This window comes from Curtobacterium sp. MCBA15_016 (assembly GCF_001865105.1).
In the GTDB taxonomy this organism is placed as follows: Bacteria; Actinomycetota; Actinomycetes; order Actinomycetales; family Microbacteriaceae; genus Curtobacterium.
The window spans coordinates 374,213-389,718 of the sequence record NZ_MJGR01000034.1 but is presented as its reverse complement, the minus strand read 5'-3'; the positions used below and the strand labels follow the sequence as shown (position 1 = coordinate 389,718).

The 15,506-nt window shown below is 69.3% G+C and carries 13 protein-coding genes; 7 read left to right on the top strand and 6 right to left on the bottom strand.

All coding sequences use genetic code 11. The features are described 5' to 3' along the window. Positions 1–28: 28 nt before the first annotated feature. The 5 genes from BIV03_RS15560 to sufB form a co-directional block, all read right to left on the bottom strand. Positions 29–358 (bottom strand): metal-sulfur cluster assembly factor, encoded by a 330-nt coding sequence (locus tag BIV03_RS15560; RefSeq protein WP_022906025.1) that lies wholly within the window; start codon positions 356–358, stop codon positions 29–31. Further along, complete coding sequence (gene sufC, locus BIV03_RS15555; protein WP_070419045.1) at positions 358–1,131, bottom strand: Fe-S cluster assembly ATPase SufC; 774 nt, start codon at positions 1,129–1,131, stop codon at positions 358–360. Before sufC ends, BIV03_RS15560 begins: the two co-directional genes overlap by 1 nt. An 82-nt stretch (positions 1,132–1,213) precedes the next feature. Then, positions 1,214–1,543: a non-heme iron oxygenase ferredoxin subunit gene (locus tag BIV03_RS15550; protein ID WP_071296369.1), complete on the bottom strand. Its 330-nt coding sequence runs from the start codon at positions 1,541–1,543 to the stop codon at positions 1,214–1,216. Next, positions 1,540–2,796 carry a Fe-S cluster assembly protein SufD gene (gene sufD, locus BIV03_RS15545; RefSeq protein WP_071296308.1) on the bottom strand — a complete coding sequence of 419 codons (1,257 nt, stop codon included), beginning with the start codon at positions 2,794–2,796 and terminating at the stop codon, positions 1,540–1,542. Before sufD ends, BIV03_RS15550 begins: the two co-directional genes overlap by 4 nt. After that, on the bottom strand, positions 2,797–4,215 hold the full coding sequence (gene sufB / locus BIV03_RS15540) for a Fe-S cluster assembly protein SufB (RefSeq protein ID WP_070419047.1): 1,419 nt from the start codon (positions 4,213–4,215) through the stop codon (positions 2,797–2,799). It lies immediately after the preceding gene. Between the two features lie 281 nt (positions 4,216–4,496). On the opposite strand from sufB, the gene BIV03_RS15535 reads away from it, so the two are divergent. Then, a complete protein-coding gene (locus BIV03_RS15535) occupies positions 4,497–5,471 on the top strand; it encodes a heme A synthase (RefSeq protein ID WP_070419048.1) in 975 nt (324 codons plus the stop codon). A gap of 327 nt (positions 5,472–5,798) precedes the next feature. Here BIV03_RS15535 and BIV03_RS15530 read toward each other — a convergent pair whose 3' ends face one another. Beyond that, positions 5,799–6,725: a heme o synthase gene (locus BIV03_RS15530; RefSeq protein ID WP_070416200.1), complete on the bottom strand. Its 927-nt coding sequence runs from the start codon at positions 6,723–6,725 to the stop codon at positions 5,799–5,801. Between the two features lie 424 nt (positions 6,726–7,149). Here BIV03_RS15530 and tkt point away from each other — a divergent pair, with 424 nt between their 5' ends. The 6 genes from tkt to pgl all read left to right on the top strand — a co-directional run bounded on the left by tkt (position 7,150) and on the right by pgl (position 15,478). Beyond that, on the top strand, positions 7,150–9,243 hold the full coding sequence (tkt, locus tag BIV03_RS15525) for a transketolase (protein ID WP_071296307.1): 2,094 nt from the start codon (positions 7,150–7,152) through the stop codon (positions 9,241–9,243). Positions 9,244–9,372: 129 nt separating this feature from the next. After that, positions 9,373–10,485, top strand: a complete 1,113-nt coding sequence (tal, locus tag BIV03_RS15520) for a transaldolase (protein WP_070416202.1) — start codon at positions 9,373–9,375, stop codon at positions 10,483–10,485. Continuing rightward, complete coding sequence (locus BIV03_RS15515) at positions 10,485–12,083, top strand: glucose-6-phosphate isomerase (RefSeq protein ID WP_071296306.1); 1,599 nt, start codon at positions 10,485–10,487, stop codon at positions 12,081–12,083. Before tal ends, BIV03_RS15515 begins: the two co-directional genes overlap by 1 nt. A 23-nt stretch (positions 12,084–12,106) precedes the next feature. After that, the gene (zwf, locus tag BIV03_RS15510) at positions 12,107–13,645 is read left to right on the top strand and encodes a glucose-6-phosphate dehydrogenase (RefSeq protein ID WP_071296305.1); all 1,539 of its coding nucleotides are present in this window, start codon (positions 12,107–12,109) and stop codon (positions 13,643–13,645) included. Next, a complete protein-coding gene (locus BIV03_RS15505) occupies positions 13,642–14,586 on the top strand; it encodes a glucose-6-phosphate dehydrogenase assembly protein OpcA (protein WP_070416205.1) in 945 nt (314 codons plus the stop codon). Before zwf ends, BIV03_RS15505 begins: the two co-directional genes overlap by 4 nt. A 121-nt stretch (positions 14,587–14,707) precedes the next feature. Next, the gene (gene pgl, locus BIV03_RS15500) at positions 14,708–15,478 is read left to right on the top strand and encodes a 6-phosphogluconolactonase (RefSeq protein ID WP_071296304.1); all 771 of its coding nucleotides are present in this window, start codon (positions 14,708–14,710) and stop codon (positions 15,476–15,478) included. The last annotated feature ends 28 nt before the right edge of the window (positions 15,479–15,506 follow it).

The following is a 15,506-nucleotide window of genomic DNA, read 5'->3' as shown; positions in this document are numbered from 1 at the left end:
GCGCCTCCCGTCCGTCAGGGGGTCGCGACTAGATCGAGAACCCGAGCGCGCGCATCATCTCGCGCCCGTCGTCGGTGATCCGCTCCGGGCCCCACGGCGGCATCCAGACCCAGTTGATCCGGAACGCGTCGACGATGCCGTCCAGCGCGTTCGCCGTGTCGCCCTCGATGACGTCCGTCAGGGGGCAGCCCGCGCTCGTCAGGGTCATGCTGATCACGAGCGCGGTCGCCTCGTCGTCCCAGGCGAGGTCGTAGATGAGCCCGAGGTCGACGATGTTCACGCCGAGTTCCGGGTCCTGGACCTCCTTGAGGCCCTCGACGACCTCGTCGAACTTCTCCGGTGCGAGTGCGGTGATCATCAGTTCCCCGCCGCAGCGGCTGCGGCCTGCACGTAGCGGTCGTAGCCCTCGTTCTCGAGGCGCTCCGCGAGCTCGGGGCCACCCTGCTCGGCGACCTTGCCCGCGACGAACACGTGCACGAAGTCCGGCTTGATGTAGCGGAGGATGCGCGTGTAGTGGGTGATGAGCAGCACGCCGAGCCCGGTCGCGGCCTTGGCACGGTTGACGCCCTCGGACACGATCTTCAGCGCGTCGACGTCGAGGCCGGAGTCGGTCTCGTCGAGCACGGCGAACTTCGGCTTGAGGAGCTCGAGCTGCATGATCTCGTGGCGCTTCTTCTCGCCACCGGAGAAGCCCTCGTTGACGTTGCGCTCGGCGAAGGCCGAGTCCATCTTGAGGTCGGCCATCGACTGGCGGAGGTCCTTGACCCAACTGCGGAGCGCCGGGGCCTCGCCGTCGATCGCGGTCTTGGCGGTGCGGAGGAAGTTCGACACCGTCACGCCGGGGATCTCCACCGGGTACTGCATGGCGAGGAACATGCCGGCACGGGCACGCTCGTCGACGCTCATCGCGAGGACGTCCTCGCCGTCGAGCGTGATCGAGCCACCGACGACGTTGTACCGGGGGTGGCCGGCGATCGTGTAGGCGAGGGTGGACTTGCCCGAGCCGTTCGGCCCCATGATCGCGTGGATCTCGCCCTCGTTGATGGTGAGGTCGACGCCCTTGAGGATCTCCTTGACACCCTGGTCGGTGTCGATCGAGACCTGCAGGTCGCGGATTTCGAGAGTGGACATTGCGTTCCTTCGGTTGCAGCTGGTGTGCGGCGTCAGCCGCGGGAAGTGAGTGGAGGCCGGTGACGGCCGGGTCGGAGCGGTCTCAGTCGACCGGGACGGGGTCGTGCACGTCGACGTAGACCTCGCCGTCGCGGACCTCGACGCGGAAGACCGGGACGGGTTCGTACGCCGGGAAGTTCTGCGGCTTGCCGGTGGCCAGCGAGAAGCGGGACCCGTGGGCCCAGCACGCGAGCGTGTCGCCCTCGACGAACCCCTCCGCCAGGGAGATGTCCCCGTGGGTGCAGGTGTCGCCGATCGCGTGCACGGTGCCGGCGGAGTCCTTGACGATGGCGACCGCGGTGCCGTCGACCACGGCGCGCATCGGGCTGTCCACCTGGATGTCCGCCTCGGCACAGACCTTCGTCGACATCAGGCGGAGGCCTCCGGTGCGGCCTCGGCGATGACCGAGCGCCCCTCGGCGAGCTCCTGCTCGACCGCGGCGATGAGGCGTTCCTCGAGCTCGGGCGCACCGATCTTCTGGATGACCTCGACGAGGAAGCCGAGCACGACGAGACGACGTGCCTCTTCCTCGGGGATGCCGCGGGACTGCAGGTAGAACAGCTGCTCGTCGTCGAAGCGGCCGGTCGCACTCGCGTGGCCGGCGCCCTCGATGTTGCCCGTCTCGATCTCGAGGTTCGGGATGCTGTCCGCGCGCGTGCCGTCGGTGAGGACGAGGTTGCGGTTCTGCTCGTACGAGTCCGTGCCGTCGCCGGCGCGCCCGATGAGCACGTCGCCGATCCAGACCGTGTGCGCGCCCTGGCCCTGCAGCGCGCCCTTGTAGTTGACCCGACCGCGCGTGTTGGGCGCGTCGTGGTTCACGTAGACCTGCTGCTCGATGTACTGACCGGCGTCGGCGAAGTACACGCCGTACATCTCGGTGTCGGCACCCTGCGCACCGAGGTGCGTCGAGGGGTTGACCCGGATGACGTCGCCGCCGAGCGAGACCACGACGTGCTTGAGGAAGGCGTCGCGGCCGACCTCGGCGAAGTGGGTCGACACGTGCACCGCGTCGTCGTCCCAGTCCTGCAGGCTGACGACGGTCAGGCGGGCGCCGTCGCGGACGACGATCTCGACGTTCTCGCTGAGGAGCGCCGATCCACGGTTGTCGAGCACGACGATGCCCTGCGCGTGCGCCTCGGCCGTGATGACCGTGTGCGCGGCGCGGGGCTGCGTGCCGAAGTCGGAGCGCGTGATCGTGATGAACTCGTGCGCCTCGGTCGCCTTGACCGTGACGGCCAGGACCGCGTCGCGAGCGGTCCAGGCGGCTGCGGCGGCGCGGTCCTCGGGCAGGCCGGCGGTGCCGACGCGGGGGTCGTCGCTGCGACCCCACTCGACGTCGGCGCCGTCGGACTGGCGGGCGAGGAACGGGTAGGCGGATCCGTCGAGGCCACCGTCGAGCAGGGGCTGGAGCTTCGCGAGGGGCGCGAACTTCCAGTTCACCTCTCGCCCGGTGACGGTCGGGAACGCGTCGACGTCACCGGACTGGAACCGCTCGGAGCGGGTCTGCACCGGGATCGTCTTGTCGGGCGCGTCCCAGCCGCCGTCGGAGTGTGCTCCGGCGCCGTGCTGCGTGGTCGCCGCGGGCTCGATCGGCTGGTCGATGTGGGGAGGGGTGGTGCTGGACATCTAGCCGACGGATCCTTCCATGCTCATCTCGATGAGCTTGTTGAGTTCGAGTGCGTACTCCATCGGGAGCTCGCGGGCGATCGGCTCGATGAAGCCGCGGACGATCATCGCCATCGCCTCGTCCTCGGGCATGCCGCGCGACATGAGGTAGAACAGCTGCTCCTCGCTCACGCGGGAGACCGTGGCCTCGTGCCCGAGCTGGACGTCGTCGACGCGGATGTCGATCGCCGGGTAGGTGTCCGACCGGCTGATGGTGTCCACCAGCAGCGCGTCGCACCGCACGGTGTTCGCCGCGTGGTGGGCTGCCGGGTCGACCCGGACCTCACCGCGGTACCCCGCGCGACCGCCGCCACGGGCGATCGACTTCGAGACGATCGAGGACGTCGTGTACGGAGCCATGTGGATCATCTTCGCGCCGGCGTCCTGGTGCTGGCCGGGGCCGGCGAAGGCGACGGAGAGCGTCTCGCCCTTGGCGTGCTCACCCGCGAGGTAGATCGAGGGGTACTTCATCGTCACCTTGGAGCCGATGTTGCCGTCGATCCACTCCATCGTGGCGCCCTCGTGCGCGATCGCACGCTTGGTGACGAGGTTGTAGACGTTGTTCGACCAGTTCTGGATCGTCGTGTAGCGCACGCGGGCGTTCTTCTTCACGATGATCTCGACGACGGCCGAGTGCAGCGAGTCCGACTTGTAGATCGGGGCGGTGCAGCCCTCGATGTAGTGGACGTAGGAGTCCTCGTCCGCGATGATCAGCGTCCGCTCGAACTGGCCCATGTTCTCGGTGTTGATTCGGAAGTAGGCCTGCAGCGGGATCTCGACGTGCACGCCCTTCGGGACGTAGACGAACGAGCCGCCGGACCACACGGCCGTGTTCAGCGCGGCGAACTTGTTGTCGCCGGCCGGGATCACGGTGCCGAAGTACTCCTCGAAGATCTCGGGGTGCTCGCGGAGCGCCGTGTCGGTGTCCATGAAGATGACACCCTGCTGCTCCAGGTCCTCGCGGATCTGGTGGTACACGACCTCGGACTCGTACTGCGCGGCGACGCCGGCGACGAGGCGCTGGCGCTCGGCCTCGGGGATGCCGAGCTTCTCGTAGGTCGCACGGATGTCCTCGGGGAGGTCTTCCCACGACTGCGCCTGCTTCTCGGTGGAGCGCACGAAGTACTTGATGTTGTCGAAGTCGATGCCCGTCAGGTCGGCACCCCACGTCGGCATCGGCTTGCGGCCGAAGAGCTGCAGGCCCTTGAGCCGGTTCTTGAGCATCCACTCGGGCTCGGACTTGAGGTTCGAGATGTCGGTCACGACCTCTTCCGAGATGCCGCGGCGAGCAGAGGCGCCGGCCGAGTCGGAGTCGGACCAGCCGAACTCGTATTGGCCGAGCCCTTCGAGCTCGGGACGGTCGATGAGCACGTCGGACATGGTCTCCTCGTTTCCTTCTCGCGGCAGCGTCTTCGGGTGTCAACCCGTGGCGTCTGGACGCCATTCCACCGCAGACCCCCGACACGCTCGTCGCGCGCACGGTGGACACGGTGTTGCTCCCTCGCAACGTCGATGGTTCCACACAGCCCTGAGTGTCGACGTCCGGGGTGTGAACGGCGATCTCGGACCATTCGGAGCCGGCGCCTGCCTAGACTTGACTGCTGCTGAACCCTCGAATCCTACAGGTTCGCTGCACGGAACAACAGGAAGGCACCACGCTCGTGACTCGCGTCGCATCCCCCGTCGACCAGGACGTCCGCCGTGCGCGGTGGTGGTCGCTCCCCCGTGTCGTCGACCAGCGTGTCGTCGTCCTCGCCTGGGCGTCGTTCGTCGTCGAGGTGATCCTGATCGGCACGGGCGGCCTCGTCCGCCTCACCGCATCGGGTCTCGGGTGCCCGACCTGGCCGAAGTGCACGGCGGACTCCCTCGTCTCGACGCCCGAGATGGGCATCCACGGCGTCATCGAGTTCGGCAACCGACTGCTCACCTTCGTGCTCGTCGTCGTCGCGATCGCCATGTTCCTGCTCGTCGTCCGGATGCGCCGCACGCGCCCCGAACTGTTCTGGCTCGCGTTCGCCCAGGGCGCAGCGATCCCGGTGCAGGCCGTGATCGGCGGCATGAGCGTCTGGACCAACCTCAACCCGTTCGTCGTCGGGCTGCACTTCGTCGTCTCCGCCGCGCTCACGGCGGTCACCGCCGCACTCGTCTACCGCGCCATGCGTGGTCCGCGCACCGCCGAGCGGCTCGTCCCCGGCTGGTACACGGGCGTCGTGCGCGGCACCATCGCCGCGGTCGTCGTCACCGTGCTCGTCGGCATCCTCACCACCGGCAGCGGCCCGCACGCCGGCGCCGACGAGGCGGTCGACGGCGGACGACTGCACCGCACGGGCTTCGACCCCGCCGTGATGGAGCACCTGCACGCGATCCCCGCCTACGTGCTGTTCGCCCTGACCCTCGTCCTCGTGGTCGGCGCGGTCCGCCTGCGCCTGTCGAGCAAGTGGGCGCTGCTGCTCCTGGTGGTCGAGTTCGTCCAGATCGCCGTCGGGCTCACCCAGGCGCGCACGGGACTGCCGGTCGGTCTGGTGGGGACGCACATGGTCCTCGCGGGCCTGCTCGTCGGTGCCACCACGGTCGTGACGCTCTCCACGCGCGGCACGGCCGGTCGCCAAGCAGTCCGCGAGCCGATCGCGGGCTGACGCGCAGCGCACCGCGCGCGGTCCCCGACACCCCACCAGTCGATCGGCTCGTGGGGTGTCGTTCGTCGTGCGGAACGCGACCAGCTGACGGACTGGAGGCGCGGTTCGGGCCCGCCACGCGCCTCCAGGCCGGTGGGTGGTCGCGCCCGGCGCCTCCTGCGGACCCGAAACGACCATCCCGACGTCGTACGACGACGGCCTCGTCGCACGCCATCGCGTTCAACAACCCGCGTCCGCAACGAACGACATCGTCGCTGTCGTACGACAGCGACGATGTCGCACGGGGTCCGCAGCCGAGACGGCCGCGCACGCGGCCGCGCGGCAGCGCTAGAAGGTGAAGACCTGCGGCAGCAGCGGGTCGATGCCCACGGCAATGAACAGCAGCGTCAGGTACGTGATCGAGCTGTGGAAGACGCGCATCGGCTGCACGTGCTCCACGTGCTGGATCGCCCGCGAGTAGAGCCGGTGCGACTCGACGACGAACCAGATGCCGCCGGCCAGCGCGACCACCGTGTAGAGCGGCCCCATGTGCGCGACCGGGATGAGCAGCAGCGAGCAGACGAGCGTCGCCCACGCGTACAGGACGACCTGCAGACCGACCACCGTGCGACCGCGGACGACCGCGAGCATCGGCACGTCTGCGGCGTCGTAGTCGTCGCGATACTTCATCGACAGCGGCCAGTAGTGCGGCGGCGTCCAGAGGAAGATCACCATGAAGAGGATGACCGGCGCCCAGGTCAGCGACCCGGTGACGCCCGCCCAGCCGATCAGCACGGGCATGCAGCCGGCCGAACCGCCCCAGACGATGTTCTGCGGGGTGCGGCGCTTGAGCCACAGCGTGTAGACGAAGACGTAGATGAGGATCGCGATGACGCTCAGGGCGGCCGCGAGCCAGTTCACCAGGAACCCGAGGACCGCGGTCGATGCGACGCCGAGCACCCACGAGAAGACGAGTGCCTCACGGTCGGAGAGCTCACCGGTCACGAGCGGCCGGGTGCTCGTGCGCTTCATGAGCCGGTCGATGTCACGGTCGATGTAGCAGTTGAAGGCCGAGGCTGACCCGGCCGACATCGCGCCACCGAGCATCGTCCAGAAGACGAGCCACAGGTCCGGCACCCCGCGCTCGGCGAGGAACATCGTCGGTGCCGTCGTGACGAGCAGCAGCTCCATGACCCGCGGCTTCGTCAGCGAGACGTAGGCACGCACCTTGCGCGACAGCGTCGAGCGGGGTCGATCGGTGTCGGGCCGGGTCACGGTGGCAGTCGGCAAGGGAACCTCAGTCTGTTCGCGTCAGCTCACACGCTCGGTGGACGGCTCCGTCGTCGTCGGGGCGTGCGTCGACCCGGAATGCGCACGGGTCCCCGACAGTTTACGTGATGGAGGCGCCGCGATGATGCCCCGCCCCGCCATCCGGACCGAAGTCACCCACCGACACGCCCGGCCAACGGCGGGTCCCCGCGACGACGAGTGAACAACCGGCGTCACCTGAACCCCTTCTGAGTGCATGGTCACTATGCTGGAGTCGCCCTCCCGCAGTGCGTGCCCCGATGACGTCGGCCGCGAAGAGCCGGTCGGCCGCCGCAAGACGGCGACCCGACGAAGGCCCCGGGATGGCGATCATGTCCGTGCGATGGCACGAGCCCTCGCACATGTCGCATCAAGAAGGGTCAACATCCAAGTGGCTGAATTCACCTGGGACGCCATCGACAGGAAGGCCGTCGACACGGCCCGCGTACTCGCCGCCGACTCGGTCGAGGCCGCCGGCAACGGTCACCCCGGCACCGCGATGAGCCTCGCGCCGGTCGCCCACCTGCTCTTCCAGAAGGTGATGCGTCGCGACCCCAGCGACTCCACCTGGATCGGCCGCGACCGCTTCATCCTCTCCGCCGGTCACGCCTCGATCCTCCAGTACGTGCAGTTCTACCTGCACGGCTACGGCCTCGAGCTCGAGGACCTCCAGCACCTCCGCAAGTGGGGCTCGAAGACCCCGGGTCACCCGGAGTACGGCCACACCGACGGCGTCGAGATCACCACCGGCCCGCTCGGCCAGGGCCTCGCCTCGGCCGTGGGCTTCGGCTACGCGCAGCGCTTCGAGCGCGGCCTCTTCGACCCGGAGACCGCCGACGGCGAGTCGCCGTTCGACCACTTCACCTACGTGATCGCCGGTGACGGCGACATGCAGGAAGGCGTCACGAACGAGGCCGCGAGCCTCGCCGGCCGCCAGCAGCTCGGTCGTCTGGTCGTCTTCTACGACTCGAACCAGATCTCGATCGAGGACGACACCGACATCTCCTTCTCGGAGAGCGTCCCGGACCGCTACGAGGCGCTCGGCTGGCACGTCCAGACCGTCGACTGGAAGAAGACGGGCGAGTACTCGGAAGACGTCGAGTCCCTCTTCGCCGCGGTCGAGGCCGCCAAGGCCGTCACCGACAAGCCGTCGCTCATCGTCCTCAAGACGATCATCGGCTGGCCGTCGCCGACCAAGCAGAACTCCGGCAAGATCCACGGCTCCGCCCTCGGTGGCGAGGAGCTCAAGGGCCTCAAGGAGGTCCTCGGCTTCGACCCCGAGCAGACCTTCCACGTCGACCCCGAGGTGCTCGAGTACACCCGCGGTGCCGTCGCCAAGGGCCAGGCGCAGCACGCCGAGTGGCAGAAGACCTTCGACGCGTGGGCCGCGGCCAACCCCGAGAAGAAGACGCTCCTCGACCGCATCAACGCCGGCGAGCTCCCCGAGGGCCTCGAAGAAGCCCTCCCGGTCTTCCCGACCGAGAAGGCCGTCTCCACCCGTGCCGCGTCCGGCAAGGTCATCAACGCCATCGCACCGCTCATGCCCGAGTTCTGGGGCGGTTCGGCCGACCTCGCCGAGTCGAACCTGACCACGATCGAGGGCGCCAAGTCCTTCGGTCCGGTCGAGGCCTCGACCAAGGCGTGGAGCACCGACCCGTACGGCCGCGTGCTGCACTTCGGCATCCGCGAGCACGCGATGGGCTCGATCCTGTCGGGCATCGTCCTGCACGGGAACACCCGCCCCTTCGGCGGCACGTTCCTCATCTTCAGCGACTACATGCGTCCGGCGGTCCGTCTCGCCGCGCTCATGCAGGCGCCGGCGATCTACGTCTGGACGCACGACTCCGTCGCCCTCGGTGAGGACGGCCCGACGCACCAGCCGATCGAGCAGCTCAGCGCCCTCCGCGCAATCCCGGGTCTGGACGTCGTCCGCCCGGCCGACGCCAACGAGGTCGCCTACGCCTGGCTCGAGATGCTCAAGCACAAGGACCGCCCGGCCGGCATCGCGCTGAGCCGTCAGAACCTCCCCGTCTTCGAGCGTGGCGAGGGCGACGCCTCCGGTGAGGTCTTCGCCTCGGCGAAGAACGTCGCCAAGGGCGCGTACATCCTGGCCGAGGCGCCGAACGGCACCCCCGACGTGATCCTCATCGCGACCGGTTCCGAGGTCCAGATCGCCGTCGAGGCACGTGAGCAGCTCAAGGGCGAGGGCATCAACGCCCGCGTCGTGAGCGCCCCGTCGCTCGAGTGGTTCCGCGCCCAGTCCGAGAACTACCAGGACCAGGTGCTGCCGAAGAACGTCACCGCACGCGTCTCGGTCGAGGCCGGGATCGCCATGAGCTGGCGCGACATCATCGGCGACAAGGGCCGCAGCGTCTCGATCGAGCACTTCGGTGCCTCGGCCGACTACCAGACGCTGTTCAAGGAGTTCGGCTTCACGACGGAGCACGTCGTGGCCGCCGCGAAGGAATCCCTCGCGGCTTCCTGACCCCCCGAGGGCCGGGTCCGGTTCGCCGGATCCGGCCCTTCTTCCGGGAGGCGCGGCTCGGCCCCGCCACGCGCCTCCCGGTCCCCCAGACCCCGGCCACCAGGCCGATGAAGGAAAGAAGAGAAACACATGGCTGAGAACACCCCCACCGCCGCGCTCTCCGCGGTCGGCGTGAGCATCTGGCTCGACGACCTGTCCCGCGAGCTCCTCGAGACCGGCAAGCTCGAGTCCCTCATCGCCGAGAAGAACGTCGTCGGCGTCACGACGAACCCGACGATCTTCGCCTCGGCCCTCGCCAAGGGCGAGCGCTACGACGCACAGGTCAAGGAGCTGGCCGCCGCCGGCACCGAGGTCACCGACGCGATCTTCGAGATCACCACGCAGGACGTCGCCAACGCGTCCGACGTCTTCAAGCCGATCTACGACTCGACCAAGGGCTTCGACGGCCGCGTGTCGATCGAGGTCGAGCCGGGCCTCGCGCACGAGACCCAGAAGACCATCGAGCAGGCCAAGTTCCTGTTCGACAAGGTCGGCAAGGAGAACGTCCTCATCAAGATCCCGGCTACGGTCGAGGGCCTCGAGGCCATCACCGAGGTCATCGCCGCCGGCATCTCGGTCAACGTCACCCTGATCTTCTCGCTCGAGCGCTACCGCGCCGTCATCGACGCCTACCTCGGTGGCCTCGAGAAGGCCAAGGCCGCCGGCCACGACCTCTCGAAGATCCACTCGGTCGCGTCCTTCTTCGTGTCGCGCGTCGACTCCGAGATCGACAAGCGTCTCGACGCCGTCGGCACGGACGAGGCGAAGGCCCTCAAGTCGAAGGCCGGCATCGCCAACGCGCAGCTCGCCTACCAGGTCTGGACCGAGGCGTTCGCCTCCGAGCGCGCCCTCGGCCTGCTCGAGGCCGGTGCGAACACCCAGCGTCCGCTCTGGGCCTCGACCGGTGTCAAGGACCCGTCGCTCCCCGACACGCTCTACGTGACCGAGCTGGCCGCGCCGAGCACCGTCAACACCATGCCGGGCAAGACGCTCGACGCCACGTTCGACCACGGCGAGATCCACGGCGACGCCATCGCCGGGTCGTTCGACGCCGCGCAGCAGGTCCTCGACCAGCTCGCCGCCCAGGGCATCGACTACGACGACGTCGTGGCGCTGCTCGAGAAGGAGGGCGTCGACAAGTTCAACGTCTCGTGGGGCGAGCTCGTCGACACCGTCAAGAACGCACTCGAGGGCGCCAAGTAGTGACGGTTTCCATCGCCGCCAGCGGTGACGCGGCGCGGGCCATCGACCAGGTGGTCCCGCGTCTCGTCACCGATCTGGTGGCGTCGGGCATCACCGCCCAGGACCCCGAGCTCTGGGGTCCCGACGCCGAGGCCGAGGCGTCGAAGCGCCTCGGCTGGGTAGAGGCCGTCTCGGTCTCCCGCCCGCTCGTCGCCGAGGTCACGGCGCTGCGCGAGTCGCTCCTCGCCGAGGGGGTCGACCACGTCGTCCTCGCCGGTATGGGCGGCTCGTCGCTCGCGCCCGAGGTCATCACCCGGACCGCCGGCGTGCCGCTCACGGTCCTCGACTCCACCGACCCGGCGCAGGTCCGCGCCGCCGTGGAGCACCAGCTGGACCGCACCGTGCTCGTCGTGTCCTCGAAGTCAGGTTCGACCCTCGAGACCGACTCGCAGCGCCGTGTCTACGAGCAGGCCTTCCGCGACGCCGGCATCGACCCGGCGAAGCGCATCGTCGTCGTCACCGACCCGGGCTCCCCGCTCGAGGCCGTCGCGACGGACGCCGGTTACCGCGTCTTCACCGCCGACCCGAACGTCGGCGGCCGCTACTCCGCACTGACCGCGTTCGGCCTCGTGCCGTCCGGCCTCGCCGGTGCCGACATCGCGGAGCTCCTCGACGAGGCCGACGCCATCTCGGCGCTGCTCTCGGTCGACATCGACGAGAACCCGGGCCTCGTGCTCGGCGCCGTCCTCGGGGGCACCGCGCCCCTCCGCTCCACGATCGGCATCGTCGCGGACGGCACCCACATCGTCGGGTTCGGCGACTGGGCGGAACAGCTGATCGCGGAGTCCACCGGCAAGGACGGCCGCGGCTTGCTGCCGGTCGTGCTCGACGTCGACTCCCCCGAGGTGACCGCTGGACTGCCCGACCTGCAGGTGATCCGACTCGTCGGCTCCCGCGAGGACGAGCGCCACGTCGCCGAGGGCGAGGTCGAGATCACCGGCACGCTCGGCGGCCAGCTCCTCGTTTGGGAGTACGCCGTGGCCGTCGCCGGTCGCCTGCTGGGCATCGACCCGTTCGACCAGCCCGACGTCGAGGCCGCCAAGTCCGCGGCCCGCGCCCTCCTGGACGACCGCCCGGCACCGACCGAACCGGCCTTCACCGAGGACGGCACCACCGTCCACGCGACCGAGGGCCTGGCGGTCGGGACGACGATCGCGGAAGCCGTGTCGCGCCTCCTGGACCACGTCGGCCCCACCGACTACCTGGCCGTGCAGGCGTACGTGGACCGCACCGCGAACCCGGACCTCGAGTCGCTGCGCGGCGCCTTCGCGGCGCGCACCGGCCGACCCGTCACGTTCGGCTACGGACCGCGCTTCCTGCACTCGACCGGCCAGTACCACAAGGGCGGCCCGGCGAACGGCGTGTTCCTGCAGATCGTGGCCGACGAGCCCGACGACCTGGCCATCCCCGGTCGTCCGTTCACGTTCGGCCAACTCATCCAGGCCCAGGCCTCCGGCGACGCGAGTGTCCTCGCGCAGCACGGCCGCCCGGTCCTGACCCTCACGACGACGGACGTCGCAGCTGCCACCGCAGCACTGACGGCCGCCGTCACCCTCTGACTCTCGAAGGAGTTCACCGACTCATGTCACCGGTGGCAATCACCCCGGAGCACAACCCGCTCCGGCTGCCGACGGATCGTCGACTGAACCGGATCGCGGGACCCAGCACCCTCATCATCTTCGGCGTGACGGGCGACCTGTCCCGCAAGAAGCTGATGCCCGCGGTCTACGACCTGGCGAACCGGGGGCTCCTGCCCCCGGGGTTCGCCCTCGTCGGGTTCGCTCGACGTGACTGGGAGGACCAAGACTTCTCCCAGCTCGTCCACGACGCGGTCCAGGAGCACTCGCGCACCCCGTTCGACGAGGACGTCTGGCGTCAGCTCGAACAGGGCATCCGGTTCGTCCAGGGATCGTTCGACGACCCCGAGGCGTTCCGCGAGCTCAAGCGGACCGTCGACACGCTGGACGCGGAGCGCGGGACGCTCGGCAACCACGCGTTCTACCTGTCCATCCCGCCGAAGATGTTCCCCGTGGTCACCGAGCAGCTCAAGCTGTCCGGGCTGACCGAGAAGCGCGAGGACTCGTGGAGCCGCGTGGTCGTCGAGAAGCCCTTCGGCTCCGACCTCCGCACGGCGCGCGAGCTGAACGCGATCGTCGAGAGCGTCTTCGCTCCGGACGACGTGTTCCGCATCGACCACTACCTCGGCAAGGAGACCGTCCAGAACCTCCTGACGCTGCGGTTCGCGAACCAGATGTACGAACCCATCTGGAACTCGAACTACGTGGACCACGTGCAGATCACGATGGCCGAGGACATCGGCGTCGCCGGACGTGCCGCGTACTACGACGGCATCGGCGCGGCGCGCGACGTCATCCAGAACCACCTCCTGCAGCTCCTCGCGCTCACCGCGATGGAGGAACCGGTCTCGTTCAAGGCGGCGGACCTCCGCGCCGAGAAGGAGAAGGTCCTCTCCGCGGTGCGCCTGCCCGAGGACCTCTCGACCGCCACGGCCCGCGGGCAGTACGCCGGCGGTTGGCAGGGCGGCGAGAAGGTGCTCGGCTTCCTCGAGGAAGCGGGCATGGACCCCGAGTCCGGCACCGAGACCTACGCGGCGATCAAGCTCGACATCGCGACCCGTCGCTGGCAGGGCGTCCCGTTCTACCTCCGCGCCGGCAAGCGTCTCGGTCGCCGCGTGACCGAGATCGCGATCGTGTTCAAGCGCGTCCCCGAGGACGTCTACGGCAACTCGCAGTCGCCCCTCGGCCAGAACGCGCTCGTCATCCGTGTGCAGCCGGACGAGGGCGTCACGCTCCGCTTCGGCTCGAAGGTCCCCGGCGTCGGCACCCAGGTGCGCGACGTGACGATGGACTTCGGCTACGGCCACGCGTTCACCGAGGCCTCGCCCGAGGCGTACGAGCGACTCATCCTCGACGTGCTCCTCGGCGACCCGCCCCTGTTCCCCCGTCACCAAGAGGTGGAACTGTCGTGGAAGATCCTCGACCCGATCGAGGAGTTCTGGGCCACGCAGGGCCAGCCCGAGCAGTACCGTCCCGGCACGTGGGGCCCGGCATCCGCCGACGCCCTGCTCGCCCGCGACGGCCGGACCTGGAGGCGTCCATGAAGATCGACCTGCCGAACACCACGGTCTCGAAGATCCAGAAGAAGCTCGTCCACATCCGCGAAGAGGGCGGCGCCGTCGCCCTCGGTCGTGTCCTGACCCTCATCATCTCGACGGCCCTCGGCCACGAGGAAGAGGCGATCGAGGCCGCGAACGAGGCATCCCGCGAGCACCCGATGCGCGTCATCATCGTGTCGAAAAACGACGGCGACACGAAGTCACCGGGTCGCCTCGACGCGCAGATCCGCGTCGGCAGCGACGCGGGTGCGAGCGAGGTCATCGTCCTCCGTGCCTACGGCGAGACCGCGACCGACGAGGAGAGCCTGGTCACCGGCCTCCTGCTGCCGGACGCGCCCGTCGTGGCCTGGTGGCCGCAGACCGCTCCGGAGCAGCCCTCGGCGTCGGCCCTGGGTCGCATCGCCCAGCGACGGATCACCGACGCGGCCGCGCAGAAGGACCCGAACGGTGCGATCGAGGCCCTCGGTGCCTCGTACGTGCCGGGCGACACCGACTTCGCCTGGACCCGTCTCACCCTGTGGCGGAACCAGCTCGCCGCGGCGCTCGACCAGCCGCCGTACGAGCCGATCACCGCCGTCGAGGTCTCGGGTGCGTACGACAGCCCGTCGACGATCCTGCTCGCCGCGTGGCTGCAGCTGCAGCTCGAGGTGCCGGTGGCCGTCGTCACGTCCCCCCGTGCGACCGGGTCGAGCGGCATCCACGGCGTGAAGCTCGTGCGCGAGTCCGGCACCATCGAGCTCGAGCGGTCCCTGGTGGACGTCGCGACGCTCTCGATGCCGGGGCAGCCGACGCACGACCTGTCGCTGCCGCGCCGCAACCTGCGCGACTGCCTGGCCGAGGAACTCCGTAGACTCGACCCGGACGTCCTCTTCGGAGACGTCGTCAAGCACGGGGTCCCCCAGCTGCGCGAGTCCATCGCCGGCTGAGCAAGCCCCACACGACCGGTCGGGCCGGCCGTCGTTCGTCCAGCGCGAGCGGCGGCCGGCCCGGACGGTCGGACCGACGGTGGTCGTACGACCGGTCGACCACCACGAACACGGGAGTCACGTGACCAACGAACGGCGGGTGCTGGTGCACCCGGACAAGCAGGCCCTCGGCGCTTCGGTCGCCGCACGCTTCATCACGAAGATCATCGACGTGCTCGACGAGCAGGAGCGCGCGGACATCGCCATCAGCGGTGGCTCCGTGTCGTCCCTCGTCCTCGCCGCGATCGGCCAGTCGCCGGCGCGTGAGAGCGTCGACTGGTCGAAGGTGCACGTGTGGTGGGTCGACGAGCGCTGGGTGCCCGCGGGCGATGCCGATCGCAACATCACCGGCACGCAGACGGACTTCTTCGACCACGTCGACATCCCGGAGTCGAACATCCACCCGATCGCGGCGTCGGACGCTGGCATCTCGATCGAGGACGCTGCGACCCGCTACGAGCAGGAGCTCCACGCTGCCGCGCCGGACGACGCCATCGCGCCCCGGTTCGACATCACGCTCCTCGGGGTCGGACCCGACGGTCACACCGCGTCGCTCTTCCCGGAGTTCCCGCAGCTCACGGTGACCGACCGCATCGTGCTGCCGGTGGACGACTCCCCCAAGCCGCCGCCGCAGCGCCTGACGCTCACCTACCCGGCGATCAACGCGTCGCAGCGTGTTTGGGTCATCCTGTCGGGTGCCGAGAAGGCCTCGGTCCTCGGGCTCGCGCTCGCGGGTGCCTCGGTCGACGAGGTCCCCGTCGGTGGTGTGCAGGGGCGCAAGCGCACCGTGTTCTTCGTGGACCAGGACGCCGCTCGCGACGTCCCCGAGAACCTCATCGCGTCGACGTACTAGACGCGGGTCCCTGACGGACGGGAGGCGC

Coding starts and splice junctions, on each gene's coding strand:
- tal (WP_070416202.1), top strand. CDS start 9,373: ATGGCTGAGAACACCCCCACCGCCGCGCTCTCCGCGGTCGGCGTGAGC.
- BIV03_RS15560 (WP_022906025.1), bottom strand. CDS start 358: ATGATCACCGCACTCGCACCGGAGAAGTTCGACGAGGTCGTCGAGGGC.
- zwf (WP_071296305.1), top strand. CDS start 12,107: ATGTCACCGGTGGCAATCACCCCGGAGCACAACCCGCTCCGGCTGCCG.
- sufC (WP_070419045.1), bottom strand. CDS start 1,131: ATGTCCACTCTCGAAATCCGCGACCTGCAGGTCTCGATCGACACCGAC.
- BIV03_RS15505 (WP_070416205.1), top strand. CDS start 13,642: ATGAAGATCGACCTGCCGAACACCACGGTCTCGAAGATCCAGAAGAAG.
- sufD (WP_071296308.1), bottom strand. CDS start 2,796: ATGTCCAGCACCACCCCTCCCCACATCGACCAGCCGATCGAGCCCGCG.
- sufB (WP_070419047.1), bottom strand. CDS start 4,215: ATGTCCGACGTGCTCATCGACCGTCCCGAGCTCGAAGGGCTCGGCCAA.